Genomic DNA, 25,271 nt, shown 5'->3' with positions numbered 1-25,271 from the left:
GCCCTGGCCGCTGCGCCTGCTCGGTGCCCTGCTGCGCTGGGTTCCCCGGCTGCTGCTCCTTGGCGCCGTGTACGTGCTCGTCGTCCAGGACACCCAGGCGGGCGACCCGCTCGCCGCGCCGGCACTGGCCGTCGCCGCGTTCGGGCTGGCCGTGCTCCTGCGCATCGTCGGATTCCGCATGCGGATCTGGTTCTACGTGATCTCCGCGCTGCTCGTCGGCGCGGGTTCGGCGGCGCTGTGGGCGTTCGACACCGGCCTGCTCTACCGGGGCTGACGCGGGCCGGCGCTACGTCGCGGAGCGCTGCCGCGTGTCCTCGAGGTAGCGCTGGTTGACGTCGACGAGGGCGTCGAGCGCGGAGGTGGCCTCGGCAAGAGCCGCCATCGCGTCCCCCAGGCGGCCTCGCTCCCGTACCAGGATCGCCAGCGCACGGGCGGACCACGACGCGTTCTTCGCCTCGACGAACTACCGGGAGCTCGTGCATCCGGACGAGGCACGGTTCATCGACCTGGCGTCCGTCGAGGTGCTGGTGACCGAGGAGACGACGGTGCTCTGACACCGGGATGAGCACGCGAGAGGGCACAATTGGGGCCATCATGCGCAACAAGTCCTTCACCGCTCTCGTCACGTTCATCATCGTCGCGCTCACGACAGCCACCTGGTGGACCCTCGGCCGGGACACGACCCGTGAGGTCGACCCAGCTACCGGAGCCGTCACCGGACCCTACGAGGCGCCCCAGGTGATCGCGTGCGTCGTCGTGCTCGTCGCCCTGGTGGTGATCGGCGCCCTGCTGCTCCCGGCGTGGCTCGCGGTGCTCGGGGTCAGCCTGCCCTTCACCGCGGCCTGGACCATCCAGGCCTCGTCGACCGACGACTCCGGGCTCTGGGCGGTCGGGGCGGTGCTCGTGCTGGTCGGCACGCTCGTGGGCGGCACGATGGTCACCGCGATCACCCGTGCCCTGGTGCGCAACCGGGACTGACGCACCTACTGGAAGTCCCTCGACCGTGCCGGGACCGTCAGCGACAGCGTCGCGAGGTGCTCCGCCACGAGGTTCACGGCACCGTCGGCCGCCTCGATCCGGCCTCGCACCACCATGGCCTGCGCCGACCGCGCGACCCGGCGGAACCGTTGCCACAGCCCCACGCTGCAGATCACGTTGAGCAGCCCCGTCTCGTCCTCCAGGGACAGGAAGGTCACTCCCCCGGCCGTGCCCGGCCGCTGCCGGTGCGTCACCACCCCGCCGACGGCGATCCGGCGCCCCGGCTCGGTAGCGATCGCCTGCGCCACGGTCAGCACGCCCGCCGCCGCCAGCCCCGGCCGCACGTGCTGCGTCGGGTACGAGTCGGGAGTGATGCCGGTGGCCCACGCGTCGGCCTGCGCCAGCTCGACCTCGCTCATCCCCGGCAGCATCGGGGCGTCGACGCCGACGCTGACGCCGGGCAGCGTCGTCGGCCCCTCCTGGCCGAGCGCCCCCGCCGCCCACAGGCCTTCTCGCCGATCGATGCCGAGCGGCTCCAGCGCGCCGCCCGTCGCGAGCGCCTCGAGCTGCGCCGTCGACAGCTCGACGCGGCGCACGAGGTCCCGCAGGTCCCGGAAGCCGGTGGTCGAGCCTGTCGAGCCCCGCCCCGTGACGATCTCCTCGGCCTTCTCCTTGCCGATGCCCCGTACGGACTCCAGCCCCATGCGGACCGCGAGCTGCTCGTCGACCCGCTCGACCGACGAGAGCACCCGCGACCGCGTGACCGAGGGCCGCAGCACGCGGACGCCGTGCCGGCGGGCGTCGGCGGCCAGGGACTGCGGCGAGTAGAACCCCATGGGCTGGGCCGCGAGCAGCCCGGCGTAGAACGCGGCCGGGTGGTGCACCTTGAGCCACGAGCTCGCGTACACGAGGTACGCGAAGGAGTAGGCGTGCGACTCGGGGAAGCCGAAGTCGGCGAAGGCCCTGAGCTTCTCGAAGATCTCCTCCTGCACGCCGGGCGGGATCTCGTTCTCGGTCATCCCCGCGTAGAGCCGTTCGCGCAGCGCCTCCATGCGTTCCTGGGACCGCTTGGACCCCATGGCGCGCCGCAGCTGGTCAGACTCCTTGGGCGTGAACCCCGCGACGTCGATCGCCATCTGCATGAGCTGTTCCTGGAACAGCGGCACGCCAAGGGTGCGGCCAAGGGACTTCTCCAGCAGCGGGTGCAGGTACTTCACCTTCTCGCGCCCGCGGGCCCGCTCGATGTACGGGTGCACGGAGCCGCCCTGGATGGGGCCGGGCCGGATGAGCGCGACCTCCACGACGATGCTGTAGAAGTCTCGCGGCTGCAGACGCGGGAGCGTCGCCATCTGGGCACGCGACTCCACCTGGAACACGCCCACCGTGTCGGCGGCGCACAGCAGGTCGTACACGAGCGGGTCGTCCTGCGGCAGGTCGTGCAGCTCGAACCGTTCCCCGGTGTGCTCCTCGATGAACTCGAACGCGTACCGGATGGCGGTCAGCATGCCCAGACCCAGCAGGTCGAACTTCACCAGCCCGGCGTCCGCGCAGTCCTCCTTGTCCCACTGCAGCACCGTGCGGCCCTCCATGCGGGCCCACTCCACCGGGACGACCTCGATCACCGGGCGGTCGCACATCACCATGCCGCCCGAGTGGATGCCCAGGTGGCGGGGCAGGCGGAGCATCCGGTCGGCGAGGTCGAGCACGTCGTCGGGGATCTCGCCCTCCTGCGCGGCCGACGGCGGCGTGCGGAACGGTACGACGTCGTGGGCGTCGTCGGCGGCGGTCTTGTTCTGCGGCTCGGCCGACGTCGTCGGGGTCGCCTGGGGCTTGAGCGCTCCCCAGCGCTCGATGGACTTGGACCAGGCGTCCTGCTGCCCGATGTCGTAGGCGAGCGCGCGTGCGGCGTCGCGCACCGCGGACCGTGGCCGGTAGGAGATGACGTTCGCGACCTGGGCCGCGTGCGTGCGCCCGAACTTCTCGTAGACGTGCTGGATCACCTCCTCGCGGCGCACCGACTCGATGTCGACGTCGATGTCCGGTGGCCCGTTGCGCGCCTCGGCGAGGAACCGCTCGAACAGCAGGCCGTACTTCACCGCGTCCACCGCGGTGATTCCCAGGGCGTAGCAGACCGCCGAGTTCGCGGCGCTGCCCCGCCCTTGCGCGAGGATCCCGTGGGTACGGCAGAACTCCACGATGTCGTAGACCACGAGGAAGTACCCGGGGAAGCCCAGGCGGATGATGATGTCCAGCTCGTAGTCGATCTGCTTCCAGGCCAACGTGCTGCCCTCCCGCGGGCCGTACCGCCGGTTCGCCCCCCGGTAGGCGAGCTCGCGCAGCCAGGACGTCTCGTCGTGGCCCTCGGGGACGTCGTAGGGCGGCAGCTCGGGGGCGATGAGGTCAAGGTCGAACGCGCACTCCTCGCCCAGGGCGGCCGCCGTCGGCACGGCCTGCGGGTGCCGGTGGTGCAGGCGTGCCATCTCCGCTCCGCTGCGCAGGTGGGCGGTGGGGGCACCGGGCAGCCAGCCGTCCAGGTCGTCCAGGGAGGATCGGGCCCGGACGGCGGCGAGCGCCCCGGCGAGGTCGGCGTCCCGGGGGCGCGCGTAGTGCGCCGCTGTGGTGGCGACCAGCGGCAGGCGCGCGTCGGCGGCCAACGACGCGAGCGCGTCGTGCAGGTCGGCGTCCCGGGGATCACCGGTGGCGGTGATCTCGACGGCGACATTCTCCTGCCCAAAGACATCAACGAGCCGCTCGAGCTCGTACCGCGCGCCGGCCAGCCGGTCGCTCCGGTTCCCCCCACCCCGGTGGAGGGCTTGGCGGACCGCGCCCTTGCGGCAGCCCGTCAGGACCAGCCACTCACCGGCCGACGCCGCGCCCAGCTCCTCCAGCGTGTAGTTCGCGGCGCCCTTGACGCCCGCATCCAGGTGCGCCGTGCCGATAGCGCTCGACAGGTTGCGGTACCCCTGCGGGCCGCGCGCGAGCACGAGCAGGTGCGTGGCGCGCGGGTCGGGGGTCCCGGTGGGCGGGTCGAGCACGGGCGCACCCGTCGCGACCGATCCCGGGACCGGCAGGTGCAGCTCCGCCCCGAACGAGGTCTTCAGGCCGACCTTCTTCGCCGCCTCGGAGAACCGCACCACCCCGTACAGCCCGTCGTGGTCGGTGATCGCGAGCGACGTCAGCCCGAGGCGCGCGGCCTCGGCCGCGAGCTCCTCGGGGTGCGAGGCCCCGTCCAGGAAGCTGAACGCGGAGTGCGCGTGCAGCTCGGCGTACGGCACGCCGCCAGACATGGCGAGGTCAGTCATAGAGCGCCTCCAGCGACCATTCTCCCGCCGACGACGACAGCAGCAGGCCCAGCGCGGGGGCCTCCACGCCGTCCGCCACCACCTGCAGGAACACGCGGCGCTTGCCCTGGGGTGTCCACCACCGCTCGGCGACCGGCCACGGCCCCGCCCAGTCGACGACGGCGGCGTCGAGCCCGCTCCATGCCCCCTCACCGGGCACGACGACGCGCGCCGGGTCGCCGCTCACACCCAGCCGGACGTCGACGACGACGGGGCGCCCGGCGTCGTCGAGCACGTGTGCGGGGACGGGCTCGGGCAGCACGACGGACGGCGCGGGAGGCGGCAGTGCGCCGGGCCAGGGCCGGTCCGGGTCGCGCTCGGGCGGGACCTGCTCGCCGAAGGGGACGAGCTGGACGCGGTCGCGGGGGTCGCGCCCGCCCTGGAGCCGGACGGTGAGCACGGCGTCGCCACCGAGCAGGGCCTGCACGCGCTCGACGGCGCGGCGGGCGCGCAGGTCCTCGCCCGCGCCAGGACCCCACAGGCGTGGTTGCAGGGCTCCGGCGGGCGCCACCTCCTCCGCGGCCAGGGTCAGGCCCGCGATCGGGGCGGGTGCCTCGCCCTGCCCGAGGGACGACGCCGTGAGCCAGCCCTCGAGCTGCCAGCGCACCCGGTCGGTGATCCGGGCGGCCGACAGCCCGCCGAGCGTGTCGTCGGTGCGCCACACCCGTTCCAGGGTGCGGGCCTCGCCGGTGACCGGGTCGACGGCGCGCGCCGTGATCCGCAGCCGCCCGCAGGCCAGGCCGCGCCGGCTCAGGTCCTCGTGGAGCCGTTCGGCCAGGCGGCGGGCGGCGAAGGTCGCGACGTCGACCCGGTGCGCCGGCGGGTCCAGCTCCTCGGCGACGGTCAGGTCCTCCTCGAGCCGACGCCGGGCCGGGGGCCGCACGTCCTGCCCGCTGGCGAGGCGCTGCCCCCAGACGCCGAGGTCGCCGAAGCGGGCGGCGACGGCGGCGTCGGGCAGCGCGGCCAGCTCCGCCAGGGTGCGTATGCCGAGGCGGCGCCACAGGTCGACCAGCTCGGTCAGGGCGCGGTCCCCTGGCCGGGCGTGCACGAGCACGGCCGCGGGGCGGGGCGCGAGGTAGCCCGGTGAGGCGCCCGGCGGCACGACGGCGTCCTCGCGCGCCGCCAGCACCGCGGCCAGGAACCCGTCGGCGACCCCGACCTGGCACTCGTGACCGGTACGGACGGCGACCTGCTCGGTCAGCTCGCGGGCCAGGTCCTGCTCGGAGCCGTGGTACCGCGCCCCACCGCCCGACGGCAGCAGGAGCAGGCCGGGACGGGCGATCTCCAGCCCGGAGACCACGGTCTCAGCCGCCACGGCGACCGGCTCGAACTCGCGGGCGTCGCGGGCGTCGTCGGCGGCCCAGAGCTGCAGGTCGGGGCAGCGTCCCTGGGCCTCGCGGCGGCGCATGCCGCGGCGCACCCCGGAGCTGCGGGCGGGTGCGGACACCGCCACGATCCGGCCGCCGGGACCGCCCGTGACGGCCGCAGGGGTCTCGGGACCCAGGCCTGCGACGACCAGGGCCGCGACGACCGGCCAGTCGGGCACCCAGAGGCAGGCGGTGCGGGTGGCCGTTCCTGTCGGCGCCGGGCCGGAGCGGTCGGTCATCCGACGAGCTCCAGCTGCGGACGGCTCTCGGAGCCCTCGCCCTGCGATCCCGTCACGGGGCCCCGGCCGCCAGCAGGCTCGACGACGCCGGCCGCTCCTCCGCCGCCTGTTCCTCCGCCGGCCGCCCGGCACACCGGCACCTCGACGTCCAGATGCAGGGGCCGTGACGCGTTCCCCCGCCCGGTGCGCCGTACCCGCAGGGTCCGACGCCGCAGCCAGCCCGCCCCGTGATCGACCCCCGTCCAGTCCCCCTCGGTCGCCTCGAGCACCACGTGCGCCCCGGCCCAGCCGACGCCCCCCGCCTCTCGTCGGGTGCTGGATGCGGGGGTGGGCAGAGCCGCTACCAGCACCGTTCCCCGTTCGCGGGCGCGCGCTGCCAGCCGGCGGCGGTCCTGCTCCAGCAGCGCGACCTCCGGCCCGATCACCACCACGTCCATGCCGTCGATCAGCGCAGCGAGCACGGCGGACGCGTCAACGCCCGACCCGGCCGGCAGCGGCACCACCAGGGTGCGCGTCAGGTCGCACCCGGCGTCGGCTGCGGCGGCCATCCCGGCGGCCGGGTAACCGACCAGCACCGTCCAGGCACCGTCGCGGGACGCCTCGGCGAGCAGCGTGAGCAGGAGCGACGTCGAGCCCTGGACCACGACCGTGGTGCCGGTGCGCAGGCCGCCGTCGGGCAGGAGGGACGCGAGGCGCTGGTCCACCGGCAGGACACGGGTGTCCCCGTCGGCGGGGCGGTCAGCGGGGCGGTCAGCGAAGGGCTGGGGGCGGACCGCCTGGATGGCCCGTGTGGCCGTGGCCTGCTTCCGTACGCCGGTACGCACCTCGGCGGACCGCAGGGCTGCGAGCGCCCGTGCGTGCCGGGTAGCGGCGGTGTCGTCGGCATCGGCGTCGAGGTCGATCGCCTCCGAGGACGCTGTGACAACGGTCATGACCCTCCAGCGATGGTGTCTGCCGGTGGTGACCGGATCGGTCGAGCACCTCATCGAACGCCTGTTCGATAGAACACCAGTACACCTCTCGCGAGGCGCGCCTGTCAAACCATCGACCTCGCAACACTGCAGCGCGTGGACGGTCGACAGAGGGTCGTTCCGGGGGCCGCCGGGGGTCGGTATACCCGTTGAGGAGGTGCCAGGTCCGCCGAACTACGTTCGGCTGGGCCATGGGTTTGCAGGCTCAGCCGAACAGTTCAGCTGAGATGAACTACTCGGGGCCAGGGCGAACGAAATTCAGCAGACCTGGCACCCTCTCCCCGGGTCCACCTTGCCCGGCCTGGCCCACCGGCACCGATCCGGCCCGGATCGGTGCCTCAGGTCGCTCTCGAAGCGGTGCTCAGCCCTCCGGGACGTAGAGCGACAGCGTGTGCGCGACCAGCGCCGGCTTCTCGGAGCCCTCGATCTCCACGGTGACCTTCGCGGCGAGGCGTACGCCGGTGGACGCCGGGTCGGCGGAGAGGATCTCGGTGTGGGCCCGCACACGCGAGCCGGCCGGCACCGGGGCGAGGAACCGCAGCCGGTCCAGGCCGTAGTTCATCACCATCGCGGCACCGCCGACTGAGACGAGCGGTGCCGCCAGGTGCGACAGCAGCGACAGCGTGAGGTACCCGTGCGCGACGGTGGAGCCGAACGGTCCGGCGGCCGCCCGCTCGGCGTCGAGGTGGATCCACTGGTGGTCCTCGGTGGCGTCGGCGAACGCGCTGATCCGCTCCTGGGTGATCTCGAACCAGTCGCCGGTGGCCGTCCGCCCCACGGCGTCCGCGAGGGCCGCCGGCGAGTCGACGGTGATGACGTCACGCCCTTCGGTGCTCACGCCTTCGGCCCGCCGGCCACGTACAGCACCTGGCCCGAGACGAACCCGGACTGCTCCGCGCAGAAGAACGAGACGGCGTTCGCGATGTCCTCGGGCTGACCCACGCGGCCGACGGGCACGTCCTTCGCGGCCACGCCGAGGTAGTCGGCCAGCGGCATGCCGATGCGTTCGGCGGTCTCCCGGATCATGTCGGTCTCGATCACCCCGGGGGCGACGGCGTTCGCGGTGACACCGAACTTGCCGAGCTCGATCGCCAGGGTCTTGGTGAAGCCCTGCATACCCGCCTTGGCGGCCGAGTAGTTGGCCTGGCCGCGGTTGCCGAGCGCCGAGGTCGAGGAGAGGTTCACGATGCGGCCGAACTTGGCCTCCACCATGTGCGCCTGCACGGCCCTGGTCATGAGGAACGCGCCCCGCAGATGCACCCCGAGCACGGAGTCCCAGTCGCCCACGGACATCTTGAACAGCAGGTTGTCGCGCAGGATGCCGGCGTTGTTCACCAGCACGGTGGGCGCACCCAGCTCGGCGGTGACGCGTGCGACGGCGTCGGCCACCGACTGCTCGTCGGCGACGTCGGCGCCGACGGCGAGCGCGCGGCCGCCGTCGGCCACTATGGCCTCCGCCGTGGCCTTGGCCTGGTCCTCCAGCAGGTCAAGGACGGCGACGGCGTAACCGTCCTCGGCGAGCCGGCGGGCGGTGGCGGCGCCGATGCCGCGGGCCGCTCCGGTGACGATGGCAGTGCGGGTCATGAGGTGTTTCCTCTCGTTGCGAACGATGGCAGGTACGCCAGGAATGACAGGTCAGAAGGTCACGAGCTGCCGCAGCGCCTCACCGGAGGCGAGGCGGTCGAGCGCGGCAGGTAGGTCGTCCAGGGCGATGCGGTCGGAGACGAGACGGTCCAGGGGCAGCCTGCCGGCCCGCCACAGCTCGACGTAGCGCGGGATGTCGCGGCTGGGCACTGCCGACCCGAGGTAGGAGCCCACCACGGTGCGGGCCTCCGCGGTGAGGCTGAGCGGCGAGATGCTGGCCCGGGCGTCGGGATGCGGCAGCCCCACCGTGACGGTGGTGCCACCCGGCGCGGTGATCGCGTACGCGGTCTCGAACGCACGGGCCGAGCCGGCGGCCTCGATCACGACCGGCGCACGCAGCCCCTGCTCGACAGCCTCCTGCGGCCCGACGGCGGTCGCCGCACCCAGCTCGCGCGCCAGCTCCAGCTTGGCTGGCACGGCGTCGACTCCGATCACCTCGTGCCCGAGCGCGACGGCCATCAGCAGCGCCGCCATGCCGACGCCGCCCAGGCCCACGACCGCCACCCGGTCGCCCGGCGCGGGCCGCCCCGCGTTCACCACGGCGCCGCCGCCGGTCAGGACCGCGCAGCCGAGCAGTGCGGCGACGTCGGGCGGGACGTCGTCGTCCACGGGGACCACCGAGGTCTCGGACACCACGGCGTGGCTCGCGAACGCGCTCACCCCGAGGTGGTGGTGCACCTCCTGCGCCTCGCCCGAGGGGGCGACCCGGGTCAGCCGCCGTCCCCCGCCCACGAGCGTGCCGGCCCCGTTGGCCGCCGACCCCACCGAACAGGGCAGGCGACCGTCGGTTGCGCACTCGGCGCACTCTCCGCAGCGCGGCAGGAACGTCATGACCACCCGCTGCCCGATCGCGAGACGCGCACCGGGGCCGACGCTCTCCACGATGCCGGCCGCCTCGTGCCCGAGCAGCATCGGCACCGGCCGCACGCGGTTGCCGTCCACGACCGACAGGTCGGAGTGGCACAGCCCGGCCGCCTCTATCCGCACCAGGACTTCGCCGGCCCGTGGCGGGCCGAGCTCGAGGGGACCGACCGTGACCGGCCGGGACTCCGCATAGGGCGCCGGGGCGTCGCAACGCTCCAGCACCGCACCGGTGATCCGCACAGCATCTCCCTCCGGGCCCGTCAGAGCCTCTCCAGCACCATCGCCATGCCCTGGCCGCCGCCCACGCACATCGTCTCCAGACCGTACTGGCCCCCGGCGTCCGCGAGCGCGTTGATCAGGGTGGAGGTGATGCGCGCCCCGGTCATCCCGAACGGGTGCCCGACGGCGATCGCACCGCCGTTGACGTTCAGTCGCTCATCGGAGACGCCGAGCTCGCGCGCCGAGGGAATCACCTGGGCGGCGAACGCCTCGTTGATCTCGACGAGGTCCATGTCGTCGACGGTGAGCCCCGCACGGGCCAGCGCCTGCCGGCTGGCGTCGACGGGACCGAGGCCCATGATCTCGGGCGACAGGCCGCTGACCCCCGTGGACACGATGCGGGCCAGCGGCTGCAGGCCCAGCTCGTCCACGACGCGGCCGGAGACGATCACGAGCGCCGCGGCGCCGTCGTTCAGGGGGCAGGCGTTGCCCGCGGTGACGGTTCCGTCCGGACGGAACACCGGCTCCAGCGTGGCGAGCGTCTCGGTGGTGGTGCCGGCGCGCGGGCCGTCGTCGGCGGTCAGGACCGTGCCGTCCGGGAGCGTGACGGGCGTGATGTCCCTGGCCCAGAAGCCTGCCGCGATCGCGGCCTGCGCGCGCTGCTGGCTGCGGGCGGCGAACTCGTCCTGGTCCGCGCGCGTGACGTTGCGCAGGGCGGCGACGTTCTCCGCCGTCTGCCCCATGCTGATGTACGCGTCGGGCAGCACGCCCTCCAGGCGCGGGTCGGTCCACAGCCCGGTCCCGGACCCGGACCCGGCACGCTTCTCGGTACGGGCCAGCGCGTCGGCGAACACGGGATTGGTCAGGTCCACGCCCGGGATGTAGTCGCTCGACCCGGTGGCGAACGAGCTCACGGACTCGACGCCCGCGGACACGAAGACGTCGCCCTCGCCCGCCTTGATGGCGTGGAACGCCATGCGGGTGGTCTGCAGGCTGGAGCTGCAGTAGCGCGTGACGGTCGCGCCCGGCACGGTGTCCCAGCCGCACAGCACCGCGACGATCCGGGCCAGGTTCATACCCTGCTTGCCGCCGGGCAGCCCGCAGCCGAGCAGCAGGTCGTCGATCCGGGCCGGGTCCAGCCCCTGCACCTGTTCGACGGCGGCGGTGACCATCAGGGCGGCGAGGTCGTCGGGGCGGACGTCCTTGAGCGACCCCTTGTGTGCGCGCCCGATGGGCGATCGGGCGGTCGCGACGATGTAGGCCTCGGTCATAACTCCTCCTTGAGCTGCGCTGGGCTGTGCCGTGCTGGGCTGAGCTGTGCTGAGCCGTGCTGCGACGATAGAACAGTCCGGCTCAGACGAACGCCGCGTGGCCGGTGATCGCCCGGCCCACGATGAGCTGGTTCATGTCCTTGGTGCCCTCGAACGTGTACACGGCCTCGGCGTCGGCGAAGAACCGGGCCACGCCGTGGTCGAGCGTGATGCCGTTGCCGCCGCACGCCTCGCGGCACAGCGCGACGGTCTCCCGCATGCGGGTGGTGACGAACGCCTTGGCCATCGCGGCGTGGGCGTCGATCTGGGTGCCCTTGTCCTGGAGCTGGGCCACGCGCACGCACATGGCGAAGCCCGCGGTCACGTTCGCGTAGGCGGTGGCGAGCTTGTCCTGGATCAGCTGGTAGCTCGCGATGGGGTTGCCGAACTGCTCGCGCTGCTTGGTGTACGCCACGGCGGCCTCGTAGGCGCCGATCATGGTGCCCAGCGCCTGCCAGGAGACGCCGTCGCGGGTGATCCGCAGCACCTTGGCCAGGTCGCGGAAGCTGTTGATGTGCGCCAGGCGGTCGGCCTCGTGCACCTCGACGCCGTCGAGCACGATGTCCGCGTTCTGCACTATGCGCAGGGACTGCTTGCGCTCGATCTTGGTGGCCGTGAAGCCGGGCGTGCCCTTGCGCACCAGGAAGCCCTTGACCTGGTCGTCGGCGGTGTCCTTGGCCCAGACCACCACGACGTCGGAGAACGTGGCGTTCCCGATCCAGCGCTTGGCGCCGTTGAGCACCCAGGTGTCGCCCGTGCGGGTGGCGGTGGTACGCAGGCCCTTGGCGGTGTCGGAGCCCGCCAGTGGCTCGGTGAGGGCGAACGCGCCGATCAGGTCGCCGCTCGCCATGGGCGGGAGCCACTTCGCACGCTGCTCCGCGGAGCCGCCCACGCCGATCGACGTCATCGCCAGGCCGCCGGACACCCCGATGAAGGTGCAGAACGACGAGTCGACGCGCGCCGTCTCCATGCCGATCCAGCCGCGGAACACCGCGGAGGTCTCCTCGCCCTGCGTCTCGGCCCAGCCCGACCCGATGGTGCCGAGCTGCGCGTAGGGCTTGAACAGGTGCACCGGGCACTCGGCGCGCTCCCAGTAGTCGTCCGCGATGGGGCGCACCTCGCGCTCCATGAACTCGCGGACGGCCAGCGCCTTCTTCTGCTCGGCCGGGGTGAGCAGGTCCTGGAACGAGTAGAAGTCCGCCTCCAGGGTGTCCGTGCGGGGCGACTCGGGTGCGAGCGTCATCGGTCCTCCGATCATCGTCGATCTGGCTGGTCGATCCGGTACTGGCGGTCAGCACCGACCGACCAGTCGGTGTCCAGTATGCATCAATCGCGAATACGTTGCACCCCTCCCCCTGAGCCGGGCTACGCTGCGGATATGGGCTATCGGCACCCGTTCCCGCTGCGCTGGAACGACAACGACCAGTACGGCCACATGAACAACACCGTCTACTACGAGGCCATGGACACGGCGGTGAACCTGTGGCTCATGCGGCACACCGGCATGGACCCGGCCGGCGACGTGATCGGGCTCGCGCGCGCCTCGTCGTGCGAGTTCCTCGCCCCGGTGTCGTTCCCGGACGAGATAGAGGTCGACGTCGCCGTCGGGCGCCTCGGGCGGACGTCGCTCACCTGGGACCTGGCGATCCTGCGCGCGGGCGCGCCCGACCGCGGCGAGCCGTACGCGACGGGCAGCTTCACGCACGTGTTCGTGGACCAGACTGCCCGCCGCCCGGTCCCGGTCCCGGACCGGGTGCGCGAGGCGGTCGCGGAACACCTGCCGCCCCCGACGGCGTGACCGCGCGGTCCCGCGGCGTGCACCTCGCGCAGCCCAGTGATTCGGCCCGAAAATCACGCGTTTTCGGGCCCAATCACTGGGCCGCCGCGCAAGTCCGGCCGGGGCACGCATCCGCTACCCCGCAGGCGGCGCGTACCTGGCCGTCAGCTCGCGCTTGAGCACCTTGCCGCTCGGGCCCAGCGGCAGGTCGGCGGACACGTGCACCACCCGCGGGTACTTGTACGCCGCCACGTGCTCCTTCATGTACGCGACCACGGCGTCGGGGTCCACGTCCGCTCCGTAGGACGGCACGACGGCGGCATGCACCTCCTGCCCGCGCACCTCGTCGGGCACCCCGAACACCGCGGCCATGGCGACGCCCGGGTAGCGGGCCAGCACCGCCTCGACCTCCGTGGGATAAACGTTGTAGCCGTTGCGGATGATCATGTCCTTCTTGCGGTCCACGATCGTGACGATGCCGTCCGGGTCCACGGTCCCGAGGTCGCCCGTGCGGAACCAGCCGTCCACGACGGCCGCGGCCGAGGCGTCCGGCCAGCCCAGGTACCCCTTCATCAGGTTGTGCCCGCGCACCACTATCTCGCCGAGCCCGCTCGTCGCGCCCGGGGCGCCCGCCTCGCCCGACGGCGCCGGCAGGAGCTCCACCCGGTCCTCGACCTCGGCGACCGCCACCGCGACGTCGACGCCCCACATCGAGCGCCCGACGGTCCCGGGCCGGATCGGCTCGGACGTGACGTTGAACGTGCACGACGGCGACGTCTCCGTCAGCCCGTACCCCTCGTGCACCTGCGCGCCGTACGCCTCCTCGAACGCCTCGAGCAGCACCACGGGCAGGGCCGCGCCGCCGGACACCGCGTACCGCAGCGGGGGCCGCGCCGCCGAGCGCCGAGCCGCCTCGACCATGCCCGCGAAGTTGGTCGGCACCGCCGTGAAGACCGTGACGCCGTGGGCCACGAGCAGCTCGAGGGCCTCGTCGGGGTCGAACTTCGGCAGCAGGACGATGGACGCGCCGCGCCGGAAGGCCATGTTCAGCACCGCCATCTGGCCGAACGAGTGGAAGAACGGCAGGCCGCCGTAGACCACGTCGTCGGGCCGCAGGTCGAACGAGTCGATCAGCGAGCAGTGCACCTGCTCGACCATCGCCAGGTGCGACCCCACCGCCCCCTTCGGGGTGCCCGTGGTGCCGCTCGTGTACAGGATCGTGGCGGCGGCCAGCGGGTTCGTGCCCACGTGCCGCTCGATCGGGGTCGCGGCGGCCGCCTCGTCCTCGAGGCGCGCCACCACGGTGCCCTGCCCAGCGAGCTGCCGGGCAGTCAACTCCGGCACCAGGACGGTCACCAGCGGTACGCCGGCCCTCGCGGCTGCGGGCGCGGCCTCCGCCAGCATCGGTGCGGCGACCACGACGACGTCGGCCCCCGCGTCCTTCAGGACGAACTCGATCTCCTCGCTACGGAAGAGCAGGTGCACGGGGATCACCACGGCGCCGAGCGCGAGCGTCGCGTAGTAGACGCGCGCGAAGTCGGGGACGTTCGGCACGATCATCGCCACGCGCGAGCCCGGCCCGATCCCGCGGGCCGCGAGCGCCCCCGCGTACGCGCGGGTCTGCTCCCAGAGGTCGCCGTAGGTGGTGGCCTGACCCATGAAGTGCAGCGCGGTGCGTTCGGGGAACCGGCCGGCGGTCTCGGCGAGGATGCTCGCTATCGAGAGGGTGCCGTAGCCGGGGCCGTCGACCGCTCGGTCGACGGCTCTGTCGACTGAGCGATCGACTGAGCGATCGACCGTGCGGCTTGCGACGGGTTCGGGCAGGACGCCGGGTGCGTGCGTCATGTCAGGTCTCCTTCCGGGGAGGGGTGGGCGGGTGCGGGCCGGGTCAGGAACGGTGCGCGACGGCGGAGCTCGGCCCGGCCGAGGGACGCGAGGTGCACCTCGTCGGGGCCGTCGGCCAGGCGCAGGGTGCGGACGCCCGCGAACAGCTCGGCCAGGGGGTGGTCTCCAGAGACCCCCGCGGCGCCGAAGACCTGGACGGCGCGGTCCAGGATCTGCCCGACGGCGCGGGGTACGGCGATCTTGATGGCCTGGATCTCGGTCATGGCGGCCTTGTTGCCCACGGTGTCCATGAGCCAGGCCGTCTTGAGCACGAGCAGGCGCAGGGACTCGGTCTCTATGCGCGAGACGGCGAGCCATTCGCGCACGACGCCCTGGTCGGCCAGCGGCGCACCGAACGCGACACGCTCGGTGGCCCGCTCGCGCACGAGGTCCATCGCGCGTTCGGCGATGCCGAGCGCGCGCATGCAGTGGTGGATGCGGCCCGGTCCGAGGCGGGCCTGCGCCATCGCGAACCCCTCGCCCTCGCCGCCGAGCAGGTTGGCAGCGGGGACGCGGACGTCGTCGAAGACGATCTCGGCGTGGCCGCCGTGGTCGCGGTCGTCGTAGCCCAGCACGGTCAGGCCTCGCACGACGGTGACGCCGGGGGTGTCGCGGGGCACGAGCACCATGGACTGCTGGCGGTGCCGCGCCGCCCCTGTATCCGTCTTGCCCATGGCGATCAGCAGGCCGCAGTCGGGGTTCATGGCGCCGGTGGCGAACCACTTGCGGCCGGTGATCACGTACTCGTCGCCGTCGCGCACTATCCGGGTGGCGATGTTCGTGGCGTCCGACGACGCGACGGCGGGCTCGGTCATGCAGAACGCGGACCGCTCCGCGCCCTCCAGCAGCGGGTCGAGCCACCGTTCGCGCTGCTCGGGCGTGGCGAAGTGCGCGAGCAGCTCCATGTTGCCGGTGTCGGGGGCCGCGCAGTTCATCGCGACGGGCGCGAGCTTGGGGCTGTACCCGGTGAGCTCAGCCACGGGGGCGTACTGCAGGTTGGTCAGGCCGCCGCCGCGGGCGCCGACCGGCCCGCCCGGGGGCAGGAACAGGTTCCACAGCCCTCGCTCGCGGGCCGTGGCCTGCAGGTGGCGCACCACCGGCCGGAAGGACCAGCCGTCGGGGGTGGCGGCGAGCTGCTCGGCGAGCACGGGCTCGGCGGGCAGCACCTCGTCCGTCACGAAGTCCCTGACCCGCCGGGTGATCTCGCGTGTGGTCGTATCGGGTGCGAAGTCCATCAGACGCCTTCCTGTGCGTGCGGAGCGCCGGCGAGCCGGGCCAGCCCTTCAGCGGCCAGTGGCTCCACGAGCGCGCCGATCGTGTCGAACCCGTCGCCGACGGTCTGCCCGCCGGTGAACCGGTAGTGGATGCCCTCGAGGATGACGGCGAGCTTGTAGCAGGCGAACGCGCGGTACCAGGAGAGGTCGGGCACGGCGATCCCGGCGCGGGCCGCGTACGCGTCGATGACCTCGTCGAAGTCCGGGTAGCCGGCGCCGGGCACTATCGCCCCCGCGACGCCCTCGACCTGCGCGTCCGCGGTCAGGCCGCTGATGTGCCAGTACATGCCGAGCATGCCGAGGTCCACGAGCGGGTCGCCGAGCGTCGCCATCTCCCAGTCCAGCACCGCCGCGATCCGCGGAGCCTCGGGCGGGCCGGCCACGAGCACGTTGTCGAGCCGGTAGTCGCCGTGGACGATGCCGGTGCGCGCGCCGTCGTCGGGCACCGCGGCCTCCAGCCGCTCCTGGAGCGTGTCCAGGAGCGGCTGGGGCCGCGACCGGGAAGCGTCGTACTGACGCCGCCAGGTCTTCAGCTGGCGTCCCAGGTACCCGGCGGGCCGGCCGAAGTCGGCAAGCCCCACCGCCGCCGGGTCGGTGGCGTGCAGATCCGCGAGGACCTCGACCAGCTCGACACCGAGCCGGCCGAGCCCCTCGCGGGTCCAGGCCGCGTTGTGCTCCGGGTGGGCCAGCACCATGCCCGCCACGTGCTCCATGACGAAGAACACGGTGCCCGTGACCTCGCCCGGCTCGGTGTCGTCCGCCACCGCGACGGTGCGCGGCACCGGGATCGTCCCCGCCAGGGCGGTGATGACCCGGTGCTCGCGCCGCATGTCGTGCGCGCTGGACAGCACGTGCCCCAGCGGCGGGCGCCGCACCACCAGCGGCAGCGCGGCGCCGTCCACCCGGTAGGTGAGGTTGCTGCGCCCGCCGGTGATCAGGCTCGCGGTCAGGTCCGAGTCGGACCGGACCTGACCGGCCACCTCCGGGTGCTCCCGGGCCAGCCAGGCGGCCAGCCCCGCGACCTTCAGGCCGGGTAGTTCGTGCGTCATGGTTCCCCTCTCGTGCTGTGGTGCTGTGCCCCCTGCTCGGTGCGGGGTCATCCAGGTGTCATTCAGTGGCCGGGATGCCCTCGTTCTCGAGCGGCGCCTGCTCCGGCTCGACGGCGGTGGCGCCCGCGTCGGACACCTCGTAGGCGCTGTCGGTGAAGTCCTGCACGCCGTCGGCCACCACGGCGATCCGGACGGTGCGGTGCCCGAAGTGGTCGTCCGCGGAGTAGGTCAGCGGCGCTATGCCGTTGCCCCCCAGGTCACCGGACTCCACCGCCGCCACTATCGACTCCCTCGTCGGGTTCTCGCCGGCCGCGGCCAGCGCCTCGGCGAACTGGTAACCCACACTCATGCCGAACGTCGTGTTGCCCGTGTAGGGCGCGCCGTCGTTGTACTCCTCGTTGATCTGGGAGAACAGCTCGTACCACTCCGACGACGGGCTGTTGGGCAGGTAGTTCACCGAGACCAGGCCCTCCAGCGCCGGTGTGCCCTCCTCGCCCAGGTACTCCGCGAGCGTCGGGTAGTCGGAGCCCGAGGAGGACACGTGCCACTTCGGGAACCACTCCATCTGCGCCGCCGTGCCGACGGCCAGCGCCGTGAAGCCGTTGATGGTGCCGAGCACGTTGTGCGTGCAGCCGGCCTCCTTCATGGCGCCGAGCTGCGCGGTGACGTCCTGGTCGGCAGTGGAGTAGGTCTGGTTGGTCGCAACCTCGCCCTCACCCACGACCAGCTCGACGCCCTGGAGGATGCCCTCGCCGAAGTCGTCGTCCTGGCCCAGCACGCAGACGACGGCGTCCGGGTCGGTGTCCAGCGCGTGCTGCGCGAGCGCCGCGCCCTCGGTCACGTAGTCGGCGTTGAAACCGAAAGTGTTCGGGTACTTGTCCGGCTGGTTCCAGGTCAGGGAGCCCGAGGCGACGAACAGGTCGGGCACGCCGTTCTGGTCCAGGTAGTCGAGCACGCTGGAGTGCGTGGGCGTGCCCAGGCCGTTCACTATCGCGAAGACCTCGTCCTCCTGGACCAGCTCCCGCACCACCGTCTGAGTGTTGGCCGGGTTGTAGCCGTCGTCCTTGACGATGTACTCGATCTCGCGGCCGTGGATGCCGCCTTGTCCGTTGACGTACTCGAAGTACGCGGCGGTGGCCGCCGAGATCGACGCGAAGCCGGCCGCGGCCGGTCCCGTGAGCGGCTGGTGTGTGCCGATGACCACCTTGTCGTCGGTGACACCCGGGACCTCGGCGGCCGCGGGGGTGGAGCAGGCCGACAGGGCAGTGGCGGCGGCCAGTCCCATAGTGGCGGCAAGGGCGGTGGAGCGTGCAGTGGATCGTGTGGTGCGCATTTCCGATCACCTCTCTGTGTTCTGGAAGAGCTGCGTGTTCTGGGAAAGCTGGGTCTTCTTGGAGCGCTTCTTGGTCCGGAGAAGTCGCGAGAGCCCGCCCGGCCAGAGCACGGTGACGACGATGACCACCACGCCGAACAGGACGATCTCGAGGTTTCCCTGCAGGCGGTGCCCGAGGTCGGCGGGCAGCCCGGCGGTGGCCTGGTCGACCACCCAGGGCAGCAGCGTCACGAGCACCGCGCCGATGGCGGCGCCCCCGAGCGAGCCGAGCCCGCCCACCACCGCCGCCACGACGAGCAGCAGCGAGAACCCGAGTCCGTACGCCCCCGGGCTGACCTGCTGCGTGACGATCGCGAGCACCACGCCGCCCAGGCCCGCGGCGAGCGAGCTGATCACGAACGCCCCGGTCTTGACCCGGCCAGGGTCGACGCCGGCGAGCCGGGCCGCCGTCTCGTCGTCGTGCACCGCACGCATGCGCAGGCCGGCGCGCCCCGCGCGCAGGGCGACCAGGGGCGTGACCGCGCAGGCGGTCACACCGATCGCGAGCCAGGCGTGCCACTGCTCCACCGCGATGAGGGCGGCGAGCGTGTCGGGCACGGGGACGAACGGGGCGCTGATCCCCTGCGCCCCCGACAGCCCGGGGATCGTGCTCGCCGCCGACGGCAGCGCGATCACCAGGGCGAGCGTCAGGCCCGCGAGGTAGGGGCCACGCAGCCGGGCCGCCGCGAGCCCCAGGAGCAGGCCGAGCGCACCCGAGGCGACGAGCGCCCCGCCCACCCCGGCGAGCAGGGGCAGCAGCCAGCCGACGACGCCGTCGGCCACCTCTCCCTCGGCCCCGGCCAGTGCGCCCGCCACCCAGGTGGCGGTCAGGGCGTACCCGTACCCGCCCGCGGCCATCAGCACCGCGTGCCCGAGGGAGAGCTGGCCGGTGAGGCCGACCAGGAGGGTGAGGCCGGCGACGGCGGCGAACACCCCGGCGGAGGTCGCAAGCTGGTAGTTGCGGTAGGGGTCGAGCAGGAAGGTGGCGCCCAGGGCCAGCAGGGTGAGCAGGCCGGCGCGCAGCAGGAGCTTCGTGCCCTCGGACTTCAGGTCAAGGGTCCTCATGCCGTCCGGGCCTCCCTCGCGGCGAAGAGTCCGTGCGGTCGCACGAGCAGCACGACCGTGAGCAGGGCGAGCACCGCCAGCGGCGCCGTCGCGGCCGACGCGTACCCGGTCACGAGGCTCGCGAGCACGCCCACGACCAGGCCGGCCACGAGCGCGCCGACCGGTGAGTCCAGCCCGCCGATGACGGCGGCGGCGAAGGCGTTGACGAACAGCACGTCGGCGGCGTGCGGGTCCAGGCCGAGCCCGGTGGGCACCAGCAGGAGGGCCGCGAGCGCCGCGGTGGCGATGGAGAGCATCCAGCCGAGGGTGACCATGCGGGGCACTCGGACGCCCAGCAGCCGGGAGGTCTCGGGGGCGAAGGCTGCGGCGCGCAGCTGGAGGCCGATGGAGGTGCGGTTGAACAGGATCGCGAACCCGCCCATGACGACGGCGGCCACGATCAGCACGAACAGGTCGTAGGGGCTGAGCACGCTGACCCCGCCGACGTCGAAGGGCCGCTGCGAGAACGGTGCGTGCACCGGCCGGTGGTCGGGCCCGAAGGCGATGGCGAGCCCGGCCTGGAGCACCATGACCAGGCCGATGGCCACGATGATGCCGGGCAGCGGGTTGTCCTGGGGCACCAGGCGCAGGAGCCATCGTTCGACGACGGCGCCGAGCAGCGCGCCGGTCACGAGGGCGCAGGCGAGCCCGAGCCAGTAGGACCCGCTCGCCGAGGTCACGGCGAACGCCACGTACACGGGCACTATCGCCATGGCGGCCTGGGCGAAGTTCACCGCCCGCGCGGCCCGGTAGACGATCACGAGCGACAGCGCGAAGAGCGCGAGGACGGCGCCGCGCGCCAGCCCGGTCGACAGCAGGAACACGAGTCTTTCCACGGCGGGACCCATCTCGGGAGTCATGTCGGAAGCCAGCTCAAGAGCCATGTCAGAAGCCCAGGTAGGCGTGACGGAGGGCGGGGTCGGCGGCCAGCTCGGCGGCCGGCCGGTCGGCGACGACCTCGCCAAGGGACAGGACGACGCCGCGGTCGGCGACCGACAGCGCGCCCGTGACGTTCTGCTCGGCCAGGAGCACGGTGAGGCCGGTGGCCTCCGCCTGGTCGCGGAGCACGCCGAGCAGCTGGGCGACCACGAGCGGCGCCAGCCCGAGCGACGGCTCGTCGAGCAGGAGCACGTCCGGCTCGCCGACCAGCGCCCGCGCGAGCGCAAGCATCTGCCGCTCGCCGCCGGACAGGGTGTGGCCGGCCGCGTCACGGCGTCGGGCCAGCGGCTCGAACAGCTCGTACATCTGCCCGACGGCGGCCTCGCGCGCCGGGCCCTTGCGCTTCCGCCCCGTCTTCCACAGCGTGCCGAGCCGGAGGTTCTCCGCGACGGTCAGCTCGACCACGACGCTGCGCCCCTCGGGGACCAGGGCCAGACCACGCCGCACCCGGTCCTCTGTGCTCAGGCGCGTCAGGTCCGTGCCGTCGAGCAGCACGCGCCCGCTGCGGGCGGGCACGAGGCCCATCAGGGAGCGCAGCAGCGTCGTCTTGCCCGCGCCGTTGGCTCCGAGCAGCGCGACGACGCCGCCGTCCGGCACCTCCAGCTCCAGACCGTGCAGGACGGGGGCGCCGTCGCCGTGGCCGACGGTGAGCTTCTCGATCGTCAGGGTGCTCACGCGCTCTGCTCCCGCCCGGTCTCGACAGGCTCAACCTGCGCACCGCCCACCGGCACCCCGAGATACGCCTCCTCGACCGCCGGATCCCGCCGCACCTCGTCCGGCGTCCCGCACGCGATGACGTGCCCGAAGTCGAGCACCACCACGCGGTCGGCCACGTCCATCACGAAGTCGACGTGGTGCTCAACGAGCAGCACGGCGCAGCCGCCGTCGGACACGGTGCGCACGGTCTGCGCGAGCTGGTCGATGTCACCGGCCCCGAGCCCGCCCGCCGGCTCGTCCAGCAGCAGGAGCCGCGGCCGGGTGACCAGGGCGCGGGCCAGCGCCACGCGTTTGCGCTCGGGGTACGGCAGCGTGCCGGCGGGAGCATCGGCCAGGTCGCCCAGGCCGAGGGTGCCGAGCACCTCCTGGACGGCGTCCGCGCTCGTGCCGCCGCCGGGCCGGACGCTCGTGAGCGGCACGAGCACGTTCTCCAGCACGGTGAGGTGGTCGAACAGCCCCAGGCCCTGCAGGGTCCGGGAGACCCCGGCCCCCAGCAGCCCGGTCGCCGACGACGGCGCGGGCGCGCCACCCACGCGGATCCTGCCCCGCCGGGTGCGCACCAGGCCGCACACGGCGTTGAAGACGGTGGTCTTGCCGGCGCCGTTGGGGCCGATCAGGGCGACGGTCTCGCCGTCGGCCACGCTGAAGGACACGTCGTCCAGGGCCGTGAGGCCGCCGAACGTCACGGTGAGCCCCGAGACCTCGAGCCGGGGTGGGCTGTCTTCTGTACTGCTCGACGTCGTTGTCATCGACACCTCCATGTGTCGTCGTTGGATAAACCGACCGGCCGGTATGACACGGTCCTGGGACACCCAGGCCGGCCCACCCAGTGCCTACCTGTCGCTCATCCGCCCGTCATCGGTGCGGGATCCCGCTCGTCATACCGCCGTCGACCACGATCTCCTGGCCAGAGATCCACGCCGACGCCTCGCTCGCGAGGAACAGGATCGTCCCGGTGAGGTCGTCGGGCACGCCCGGCCGGCCGAGCGGGATCACCAGGGCGTCGGGGTCGATCTTCGCGCTCATCTCGGTGAGGATCAGGCCGGGGTGCACCGAGTTCACCCGGATGCCGTCCTTGCCGAGCTCGACGGCGAGCGACTTGGTCAGCCCGCGCACCGCGAACTTGGAGGCGGTGTACCCGTGCAGGCTCCAGCTCCCGCGCAGCCCCTCGACCGAGGAGATGTTGATGATCGAGCCGCGTCCGGCGGCCTTCATGGTGGGCACCACTGCCCGGCAGCCCAGGAACACGCCGGTCGCGTTGACCGCCATCACGGCGTTCCACTTGGCGAGCGTGAAGTGCTCGATCGGCGCGGCGTTCGCGATGCCCGCGTTGTTGACCAGCACGTCCACGCCGCCGAGGTCGTCGACCACCTGGCCGACCACCCGGTCCCAGGCCTCCTCGTCGGTCACGTCCAGGTGCACGAACCGCGCCCGCTCCCCCAGCGCGTCGGCCAGCGCCTGACCCTCGGTGTCCAGGACGTCGGTGATCACCACGCTGGCCCCGGCGTCGTGCAGGATGCGCACGTACGCCTCGCCGATACCGCGAGCGCCGCCCGTCACGAGCGCCACCCGCCCGGTCAGGTCGTGCATCCGCGCGACGCTCGGCCCGGTCATGCCGTCACCTCCGCGTCGGCGCCGCCCGCGCCACCCGTGCCACCCGTGCTGTCGACGCCGATCACCGCGTCGTCCGCCACCCGGACCACGAGCCGGCCCGTCGTCGCGCCGCCGGCCAGTCGCGCCACCGCTGCGGGCGCCTGGTCGAACCCGACGACGCCGCTCAGCACCGGGCGCACCGCGCCAGCGGCGGCGAGCTTGTCCAGCTCGGCGTGCGCGGCGTCCACGAGGTCGGGCCGGCGCTTCTGGTACAGCGCCCAGTGCAGGCCGAGCACGCCGTAGTTCTTCACGAGCGCGAGGTCGGCCCGGACCTTCGGCGTCTGCCCGCTCGCGAACCCGACCACGACGATCCGGCCCTCGAACGCGATGCAGCGGGTCGAGCGCTCGAACGAGTCGCCGCCCACCGGGTCGAACACCACGTCGACGCCAGGCTTGCGCAGCTCGGCGACCCAGTCGTCGTCGCGCAGGAACACCTGGTCGGCGCCCGCGGCACGGGCCGCCGCCACCTTGGCCGCGCTGCCCACCACGCCGACCACGCGCGCCCCGGCCGCCCGGCCGAGCTGGCACGCGGCGGTGCCGACGCCGCCAGCGGCGGCATGCACCAGCAGCGTCTGACCGGCCTGCAGCCCGCCCCGCCGGTGCAGCCCGAACCAGGCGGTCTGGTAGGCGATCGTCAGCGCGGCGGCCTGCGCGTCGTCCAGGGCCGACGGCGCGGCGTGCACCGCCTGGACCGGCACGCTCGCGTACTGCGCCAGCACCCCGATCTTCGAGCCGACGACGCGGTCACCGACCCGCACCCGCTCCCCCTCGTCCACGCCGGGACCCAGCGCGACGACGTCGCCGCACAGCTCGATCCCCGGCACGAAGGGCAGCTCGGGCCGCTCCTGGTACTCGCCGCGCGCCAGCAGGACGTCAGGGAAGTTCACTGCCACCGCCCGCACGCGCAGCAGCACCTCGCCCGGACCGGGTTCGGGCACCGGGACGGAGTGCAGCTCCATCACCTGCTCGGGCTCCCCGTGGGAGACCACCCGCCACGCCTTCATCGCCGTGGGTACGCTCACGTGTCAGTCCTTCCCTGGGTCTTGTGACGCCGCCGCTCTGATGCCGCGCAGGAACAGCTCGGTGAGCTGGCCCGCCACCTCGGCCGCCGTCTCGGGCCCCGTGGGCGAGTACCACTGGGGCAGGTAGTGCACGTCGGAGAAGAAGTGCGCGATGAGCACCGCGGTGGGCACGTCGTCGCGGAACACCCCCTCCTTGGTCCCGCGCAGGAGCAGCGACTCGAAGTCGTCGTGGTACGCACGCCGGCGCCGCTTGACCTCCGCCTGGCGCTCCGCCGTCAGCATGTGCTGGCTACGTGTGAACACGGTGCCCTCGGGCAGGAGCTCGATGGAGGTCGTCACCACGTCCTCGCAGACGGCGCGGAGCACGTCCTCGACGGCGTCGCCCCGCTCGGTGCCCGCCGCGACGATCTCGTCGAGGCGCGCCTTCTGCAGCGACAGCATCCGCTCGTAGATCGCGAACAGCAGGTCGTCCTTGGACGCGAAGTAGTGGTACATCGCCCCCTTGGTGACGCCGGCGGCGACGACGATCTCCTGCACGCTCGTGGTCGCGTACCCCCGCGTGGAGAAGAGCTCGAGGGCGGCTCGGAGGACCTGGTCCTGGACGTTCATGGTGCGCATGGCCTCATCCTTCACCGTCGCGACCGCCTGCACCGGCCGGATCACAGGGCGGTCCGCACGCTCGCGCCGCCGTCGACCAGGAGCGTCTGGCCGGTCACCCAGGCGGCGTCGTCGGACAGGAGGAAGGCGGCCGGGCCGGCGACGTCGTCCGGGACCCCGAGCCGACGCAGCGGGTAGGCGGCGGCCGCCTCCTCCTCGCGGCCCTCGTAGAGGGCGCGGGCCAGCCGCGTCTTGACCACCGCGGGCGCGAGCGCGTTGACGCGCGTCGTCGGGGCGAGCTCGTCGGCGAGCTGGATCGTCAGGTTGATGAGGGCCGCCTTGGAGACGCCGTAGAAGGCGATGTTCGGGCCCGACGCCGTGCCGGCCACCGACGCCATGTTCACGATCGAGCGCAGGCCGTGCGCCGCTGGGGCCCCTGCGGCGGCGACCGCCTCGCGGGTCCACTCCAGCGCGGCGATCACGTTCACCTCGAGGATCTTGCGGGCCACGCCGACGTCGAGCTGGGTGAGCGGGCCCCAGGCGGGGTTGATCCCGGCGTTGTTCACCAGGTGGTCCAGTCGTCCGAAGTGGTCGATCGTCCGGGCGACGACCTGCGCGCGGTGCTCGGCGTCGTCGGCCTTGCCTGCGATGCCGAGGGCGCGGTCCACGCCGAGCTCGGCGACCGCTCCGGCCAGGGTGTCGGCGGAGCGTCCGGTGACCACGACCCGACCGCCCTCCGCCACGATGCGACGGGCGATCGCGAGACCTATTCCCCTGCTCCCGCCCGTGACCAGGGCGACCCTGCCCTCGAACCTGCCGGCGACGACGCTGTCAGCCACGCACTCCTCCATACCGTCTGGTCGGTTTGTGGTGGCACCGTAGCACAGCCCTGCCGCGCCGGGTAGAGTACATGTTTTCGCTGATGCCCCATATGCATCGTTTCGCATATT

23 protein-coding genes and 1 pseudogene are annotated in these 25,271 nt (G+C 73.0%); 4 read left to right on the top strand and 20 right to left on the bottom strand.

Going from position 1 to position 25,271, the window contains the following annotated elements:
• Positions 1 to 67: 67 nt before the first annotated feature.
• The 3 genes from APR04_RS24995 to APR04_RS24985 are packed head-to-tail and all read left to right on the top strand — an operon-like array spanning position 68 to position 978.
• On the top strand, positions 68 to 274 hold the full coding sequence (locus APR04_RS24995) for a hypothetical protein (RefSeq protein WP_253875850.1): 207 nt from the start codon (positions 68 to 70) through the stop codon (positions 272 to 274).
• 55 nt (positions 275 to 329) lie between these two features.
• The gene (locus APR04_RS24990; protein ID WP_253875848.1) at positions 330 to 554 is read left to right on the top strand and encodes a hypothetical protein; all 225 of its coding nucleotides are present in this window, start codon (positions 330 to 332) and stop codon (positions 552 to 554) included.
• A gap of 40 nt (positions 555 to 594) precedes the next feature.
• Positions 595 to 978 carry a hypothetical protein gene (locus tag APR04_RS24985; protein WP_253875845.1) on the top strand — a complete coding sequence of 128 codons (384 nt, stop codon included), beginning with the start codon at positions 595 to 597 and terminating at the stop codon, positions 976 to 978.
• Between the two features lie 5 nt (positions 979 to 983).
• Here APR04_RS24985 and APR04_RS24980 read toward each other — a convergent pair whose 3' ends face one another.
• The 8 genes from APR04_RS24980 to APR04_RS24945 form a co-directional block, all read right to left on the bottom strand.
• Positions 984 to 4,280, bottom strand: a complete 3,297-nt coding sequence (locus APR04_RS24980) for an error-prone DNA polymerase (RefSeq protein WP_253875842.1) — start codon at positions 4,278 to 4,280, stop codon at positions 984 to 986.
• Positions 4,273 to 5,925, bottom strand: coding sequence for a Y-family DNA polymerase (locus APR04_RS24975; RefSeq protein ID WP_253875839.1), 1,653 nt, complete (start codon positions 5,923 to 5,925; stop codon positions 4,273 to 4,275). The genes APR04_RS24980 and APR04_RS24975 overlap by 8 nt, the downstream gene beginning before the upstream one ends.
• Positions 5,922 to 6,857 carry a DnaE2-dependent mutagenesis accessory factor ImuA' gene (gene imuA', locus APR04_RS24970; protein WP_253875836.1) on the bottom strand — a complete coding sequence of 312 codons (936 nt, stop codon included), beginning with the start codon at positions 6,855 to 6,857 and terminating at the stop codon, positions 5,922 to 5,924. The genes APR04_RS24975 and imuA' overlap by 4 nt, the downstream gene beginning before the upstream one ends.
• 400 nt (positions 6,858 to 7,257) lie before the next feature.
• Positions 7,258 to 7,734: a MaoC family dehydratase gene (locus tag APR04_RS24965; protein WP_253875834.1), complete on the bottom strand. Its 477-nt coding sequence runs from the start codon at positions 7,732 to 7,734 to the stop codon at positions 7,258 to 7,260.
• The gene (gene fabG, locus APR04_RS24960) at positions 7,731 to 8,480 is read right to left on the bottom strand and encodes a 3-oxoacyl-ACP reductase FabG (protein ID WP_253875830.1); all 750 of its coding nucleotides are present in this window, start codon (positions 8,478 to 8,480) and stop codon (positions 7,731 to 7,733) included. Before fabG ends, APR04_RS24965 begins: the two co-directional genes overlap by 4 nt.
• Before the next feature lie 51 nt (positions 8,481 to 8,531).
• Positions 8,532 to 9,644, bottom strand: a complete 1,113-nt coding sequence (locus tag APR04_RS24955) for a zinc-binding dehydrogenase (RefSeq protein WP_253875827.1) — start codon at positions 9,642 to 9,644, stop codon at positions 8,532 to 8,534.
• Between the two features lie 20 nt (positions 9,645 to 9,664).
• Complete coding sequence (locus tag APR04_RS24950) at positions 9,665 to 10,894, bottom strand: acetyl-CoA C-acetyltransferase (protein ID WP_253875824.1); 1,230 nt, start codon at positions 10,892 to 10,894, stop codon at positions 9,665 to 9,667.
• An 82-nt stretch (positions 10,895 to 10,976) separates the two neighbouring features.
• Entirely contained in the window at positions 10,977 to 12,176 is a 1,200-nt protein-coding gene (locus APR04_RS24945) for an acyl-CoA dehydrogenase family protein (protein WP_253875822.1), read from the bottom strand.
• Between the two features lie 135 nt (positions 12,177 to 12,311).
• On the opposite strand from APR04_RS24945, the gene APR04_RS24940 reads away from it, so the two are divergent.
• Positions 12,312 to 12,731 carry an acyl-CoA thioesterase gene (locus APR04_RS24940; protein WP_253875819.1) on the top strand — a complete coding sequence of 140 codons (420 nt, stop codon included), beginning with the start codon at positions 12,312 to 12,314 and terminating at the stop codon, positions 12,729 to 12,731.
• Between the two features lie 114 nt (positions 12,732 to 12,845).
• Here APR04_RS24940 and APR04_RS24935 read toward each other — a convergent pair whose 3' ends face one another.
• The 12 genes and pseudogenes from APR04_RS24935 to APR04_RS24880 form a co-directional block, all read right to left on the bottom strand.
• Positions 12,846 to 14,555 (bottom strand): AMP-binding protein, encoded by a 1,710-nt coding sequence (locus APR04_RS24935; protein ID WP_253875816.1) that lies wholly within the window; start codon positions 14,553 to 14,555, stop codon positions 12,846 to 12,848.
• On the bottom strand, positions 14,552 to 15,829 hold the full coding sequence (locus APR04_RS24930) for an acyl-CoA dehydrogenase family protein (protein ID WP_253875813.1): 1,278 nt from the start codon (positions 15,827 to 15,829) through the stop codon (positions 14,552 to 14,554). The genes APR04_RS24935 and APR04_RS24930 overlap by 4 nt, the downstream gene beginning before the upstream one ends.
• Complete coding sequence (locus APR04_RS24925; RefSeq protein ID WP_253875809.1) at positions 15,829 to 16,917, bottom strand: phosphotransferase family protein; 1,089 nt, start codon at positions 16,915 to 16,917, stop codon at positions 15,829 to 15,831. The genes APR04_RS24930 and APR04_RS24925 overlap by 1 nt, the downstream gene beginning before the upstream one ends.
• 58 nt (positions 16,918 to 16,975) lie before the next feature.
• Positions 16,976 to 18,250, bottom strand: coding sequence for an ABC transporter substrate-binding protein (locus APR04_RS24920; RefSeq protein WP_253875807.1), 1,275 nt, complete (start codon positions 18,248 to 18,250; stop codon positions 16,976 to 16,978).
• A 6-nt stretch (positions 18,251 to 18,256) separates the two neighbouring features.
• On the bottom strand, positions 18,257 to 19,354 hold the full coding sequence (locus APR04_RS24915) for a branched-chain amino acid ABC transporter permease (RefSeq protein WP_253875805.1): 1,098 nt from the start codon (positions 19,352 to 19,354) through the stop codon (positions 18,257 to 18,259).
• Positions 19,351 to 20,277, bottom strand: a complete 927-nt coding sequence (locus APR04_RS24910; protein WP_253875802.1) for a branched-chain amino acid ABC transporter permease — start codon at positions 20,275 to 20,277, stop codon at positions 19,351 to 19,353. The genes APR04_RS24915 and APR04_RS24910 overlap by 4 nt, the downstream gene beginning before the upstream one ends.
• Positions 20,278 to 20,500: 223 nt before the next feature.
• Positions 20,501 to 21,007 (bottom strand): annotated as a pseudogene (locus APR04_RS24905) (ABC transporter ATP-binding protein); the annotation flags it as partial.
• On the bottom strand, positions 21,004 to 21,798 hold the full coding sequence (locus APR04_RS24900) for an ABC transporter ATP-binding protein (RefSeq protein WP_253875796.1): 795 nt from the start codon (positions 21,796 to 21,798) through the stop codon (positions 21,004 to 21,006). The pseudogene APR04_RS24905 and the gene APR04_RS24900, both read right to left, overlap by 4 nt.
• Positions 21,799 to 21,904: 106 nt before the next feature.
• A complete protein-coding gene (locus APR04_RS24895; protein ID WP_253875793.1) occupies positions 21,905 to 22,663 on the bottom strand; it encodes an SDR family NAD(P)-dependent oxidoreductase in 759 nt (252 codons plus the stop codon).
• Positions 22,660 to 23,724 carry an NADPH:quinone oxidoreductase family protein gene (locus tag APR04_RS24890; protein ID WP_253875791.1) on the bottom strand — a complete coding sequence of 355 codons (1,065 nt, stop codon included), beginning with the start codon at positions 23,722 to 23,724 and terminating at the stop codon, positions 22,660 to 22,662. Before APR04_RS24890 ends, APR04_RS24895 begins: the two co-directional genes overlap by 4 nt.
• A gap of 3 nt (positions 23,725 to 23,727) precedes the next feature.
• Positions 23,728 to 24,342: a TetR/AcrR family transcriptional regulator gene (locus APR04_RS24885; RefSeq protein ID WP_253875788.1), complete on the bottom strand. Its 615-nt coding sequence runs from the start codon at positions 24,340 to 24,342 to the stop codon at positions 23,728 to 23,730.
• Positions 24,343 to 24,383: 41 nt separating this feature from the next.
• Positions 24,384 to 25,172 carry an SDR family oxidoreductase gene (locus tag APR04_RS24880; RefSeq protein WP_372496169.1) on the bottom strand — a complete coding sequence of 263 codons (789 nt, stop codon included), beginning with the start codon at positions 25,170 to 25,172 and terminating at the stop codon, positions 24,384 to 24,386.
• Between the last annotated feature and the right edge of the window lie 99 nt (positions 25,173 to 25,271).

Origin of the sequence: Promicromonospora umidemergens (assembly GCF_024171995.1) — a bacterium.
Taxonomy (GTDB): Bacteria; Actinomycetota; Actinomycetes; order Actinomycetales; family Cellulomonadaceae; genus Promicromonospora; species Promicromonospora umidemergens.
This window is presented reverse-complemented; position numbering and strand designations above follow the sequence as displayed.

Coding starts and splice junctions, on each gene's coding strand:
- APR04_RS24985 (WP_253875845.1), top strand. CDS start 595: ATGCGCAACAAGTCCTTCACCGCTCTCGTCACGTTCATCATCGTCGCG.
- APR04_RS24980 (WP_253875842.1), bottom strand. CDS start 4,280: ATGACTGACCTCGCCATGTCTGGCGGCGTGCCGTACGCCGAGCTGCAC.
- APR04_RS24975 (WP_253875839.1), bottom strand. CDS start 5,925: ATGACCGACCGCTCCGGCCCGGCGCCGACAGGAACGGCCACCCGCACC.
- imuA' (WP_253875836.1), bottom strand. CDS start 6,857: ATGACCGTTGTCACAGCGTCCTCGGAGGCGATCGACCTCGACGCCGAT.
- fabG (WP_253875830.1), bottom strand. CDS start 8,480: ATGACCCGCACTGCCATCGTCACCGGAGCGGCCCGCGGCATCGGCGCC.
- APR04_RS24950 (WP_253875824.1), bottom strand. CDS start 10,894: ATGACCGAGGCCTACATCGTCGCGACCGCCCGATCGCCCATCGGGCGC.
- APR04_RS24945 (WP_253875822.1), bottom strand. CDS start 12,176: ATGACGCTCGCACCCGAGTCGCCCCGCACGGACACCCTGGAGGCGGAC.
- APR04_RS24940 (WP_253875819.1), top strand. CDS start 12,312: ATGGGCTATCGGCACCCGTTCCCGCTGCGCTGGAACGACAACGACCAG.
- APR04_RS24935 (WP_253875816.1), bottom strand. CDS start 14,555: ATGACGCACGCACCCGGCGTCCTGCCCGAACCCGTCGCAAGCCGCACG.
- APR04_RS24930 (WP_253875813.1), bottom strand. CDS start 15,829: ATGGACTTCGCACCCGATACGACCACACGCGAGATCACCCGGCGGGTC.
- APR04_RS24925 (WP_253875809.1), bottom strand. CDS start 16,917: ATGACGCACGAACTACCCGGCCTGAAGGTCGCGGGGCTGGCCGCCTGG.
- APR04_RS24920 (WP_253875807.1), bottom strand. CDS start 18,250: ATGCGCACCACACGATCCACTGCACGCTCCACCGCCCTTGCCGCCACT.
- APR04_RS24915 (WP_253875805.1), bottom strand. CDS start 19,354: ATGAGGACCCTTGACCTGAAGTCCGAGGGCACGAAGCTCCTGCTGCGC.
- APR04_RS24910 (WP_253875802.1), bottom strand. CDS start 20,277: ATGGCTCTTGAGCTGGCTTCCGACATGACTCCCGAGATGGGTCCCGCC.
- APR04_RS24900 (WP_253875796.1), bottom strand. CDS start 21,798: ATGACAACGACGTCGAGCAGTACAGAAGACAGCCCACCCCGGCTCGAG.
- APR04_RS24895 (WP_253875793.1), bottom strand. CDS start 22,663: ATGACCGGGCCGAGCGTCGCGCGGATGCACGACCTGACCGGGCGGGTG.
- APR04_RS24885 (WP_253875788.1), bottom strand. CDS start 24,342: ATGCGCACCATGAACGTCCAGGACCAGGTCCTCCGAGCCGCCCTCGAG.
- APR04_RS24880 (WP_372496169.1), bottom strand. CDS start 25,172: ATGGAGGAGTGCGTGGCTGACAGCGTCGTCGCCGGCAGGTTCGAGGGC.